Origin of the sequence: Nostoc flagelliforme FACHB-838 (genome assembly GCF_014698065.1) — a bacterium.
In the GTDB taxonomy this organism is placed as follows: domain Bacteria; phylum Cyanobacteriota; class Cyanobacteriia; order Cyanobacteriales; family Nostocaceae; genus Nostoc; species Nostoc flagelliforme_B.
Map to the genome: position 1 here is coordinate 1 of NZ_JACJSI010000673.1, position 1,977 is coordinate 1,977.

The 1,977-nt window shown below is 35.6% G+C and carries 2 protein-coding genes and 1 pseudogene; 2 read left to right on the forward strand and 1 reads right to left on the reverse strand.

Features of this window, described 5'->3' with window-relative positions; genetic code table 11:
• Nucleotides 1–672: LysR substrate-binding domain-containing protein (locus tag H6G97_RS50520; protein WP_190947705.1), on the forward strand; the 672-nt coding region annotated here is incomplete at its 5' end.
• Here H6G97_RS50520 and H6G97_RS50525 read toward each other — a convergent pair.
• On the reverse strand, nt 669–1,355 hold the full coding sequence (locus tag H6G97_RS50525; RefSeq protein WP_190947706.1) for a cadmium resistance transporter: 687 nt from the start codon (nt 1,353–1,355) through the stop codon (nt 669–671). The two genes, H6G97_RS50520 and H6G97_RS50525, sit on opposite strands and share 4 nt — an antisense overlap.
• A gap of 64 nt (nt 1,356–1,419) precedes the next feature.
• Between H6G97_RS50525 and H6G97_RS50530 the strand changes: the two are divergent.
• A pseudogene (locus H6G97_RS50530) lies at nt 1,420–1,866 on the forward strand (cadmium resistance transporter); the annotation flags it as partial.
• Between the last annotated feature and the right edge of the window lie 111 nt (nt 1,867–1,977).

The following is a 1,977-nucleotide window of genomic DNA, read 5'->3' on the forward strand; positions in this document are numbered from 1 at the left end:
CAACGGGGAGAGTTGAAGATAGGCGCAAGTCTCACAGTTGGTAACTATTGGCTACCCGAAAAAATTAGCCAGTTTAAGCAGTTATATCCAGGCATTTTTATCAATTGTCAGTTGGGGAATGCAGAAGAAATTTGTGAAGGAACTGCTGTAGGTATGTATGATTTGGGTTTGGTTACAGGGGATATTAAACCATCGTTACAGCACTCTTTAGAGCAAGACGAAGTAGGAAGCGATCGCCTGCAAATTGTTATAGGTAAATCTCACCCTTGGTTTCAGCATAACGAAATTTATTTAAATGAATTATTCAGCACCAGTTGGGTAATGCGTGAATCTGGTTCTGGCGCACAGCAGATGTTTGAGCAAGCCTTACAAAGTTGGGGAATTGAACCTAGAAACCTGGATGTTGTACTTAACCTCAACACTAGTGAAATGGTGAAAGCAGTTGTAGAAAGTGGTGTTGGTGCAGCTGCACTTCCAGAATCAATGGTGAAAAAAGAATTACAACTAAGGACATTAAACGCTGTACAAATTATCAACCCGCAAAAACAATCTAAGAAAGCATTAGAAATTATCCAGCCGATTTGGAAACTAAAACACCGTCAACGTTTTCATACACGAGTTATGATAGCTTTTGAGAATATGCTTATGCAAGAAGATGTCCAGGTAGCTTAGTTAGATAATGGTTGCTTTTTTACTAAGATTGCTAAACAAATACAACTAGCTGCTAGCTTGATCAAGCTTAACGCTGCTGTTTTTAAAATAATTAGTCCGCCTAATATTATTAATACAAAAGGCAGAATATAATTACTATATTGACTTAATATATTCGCTATTTTGGTTTGGTAAGTAAACTTATAAGCTAGATAACACCAAATTGCTACTAATATAAAAAATACTCCAATAATAATTATAAAATTAGCTGTATTACTACTAGCAAATAATGGTATATAGACGCTGATATTATCACTCCCATTAGCGATGGTGATGGCTGCAACCTTGTAAGTTTGTGCATTGAACAAGCTTGTTGTGTTTGCATCTTGATATTCTGTTGTTACAATTTCAACCTCTAAAGTTTCATTTTCCTCCTGATTTATTAAACTACTGATACCCATCGCCATCGGTATTAATCCCAGCAGTCCAATCCAGTTGGGTGGTATGATTAATCCACCAAATAACCCAGGAAGACTAGCAATAATTAACACTATAAAGCCTAAGTATTGACCAGCAACAATGTGCCGACATCTGAAGCTAGAACTTAGCTGAGAAAACAGCAGTAATAAAATAACGATATCATCAATATTAGTGGCAACGAAGGCTGAGATTCCTACTAAGAGTGTAGTAATTAACTCACTCATTACACAGTATCCTGATTTATTTGCTGAATTTGGATTAGTTAATCATTATTTTTGATCATCTCACATGAGTAACATTATCACAACTATTGTAGAGGGAATTGTTGGTTTTACTCTTACCAATATTGATGACATTGTTATCCTAATGCTGTTTTTTTCACAGCTAAATAACCAATTTCGTCGTCGTCATATTTTCGTTGGACAGTATCTAGGTTTTTTCGCCATCATTATTGCCAGTTTACCAGGTTTCTTTGGTAGTTTAATAATACCTAGAGCTTGGATAGGATTATTAAGAATTTTACCGATAGCAATTGGGATTAAGCAGTTATTGCATCAAGAAATAGAAAATCCAGAAATTCAGACTGTAGCCACTAGTTTAAAAGCATCTAATGCTAACACCATCCTAAATTTCATCTTGAGTATTCTAACTCCCCAAACTTATAAAGTTGCAGCAGTCACATTTGCTAATGGTGGCGACAATATAAGTATTTATATTCCCTTGTTTGCTGGCAATACAGCATTTACGGCTGTTATGAGGTACAGTAGCAGCAACTAGCAAACCAGTTTCTTAAATGTTGAGGATTTATTAAATCGAGTGCAACTGAGATTAATTTATCAACCATTT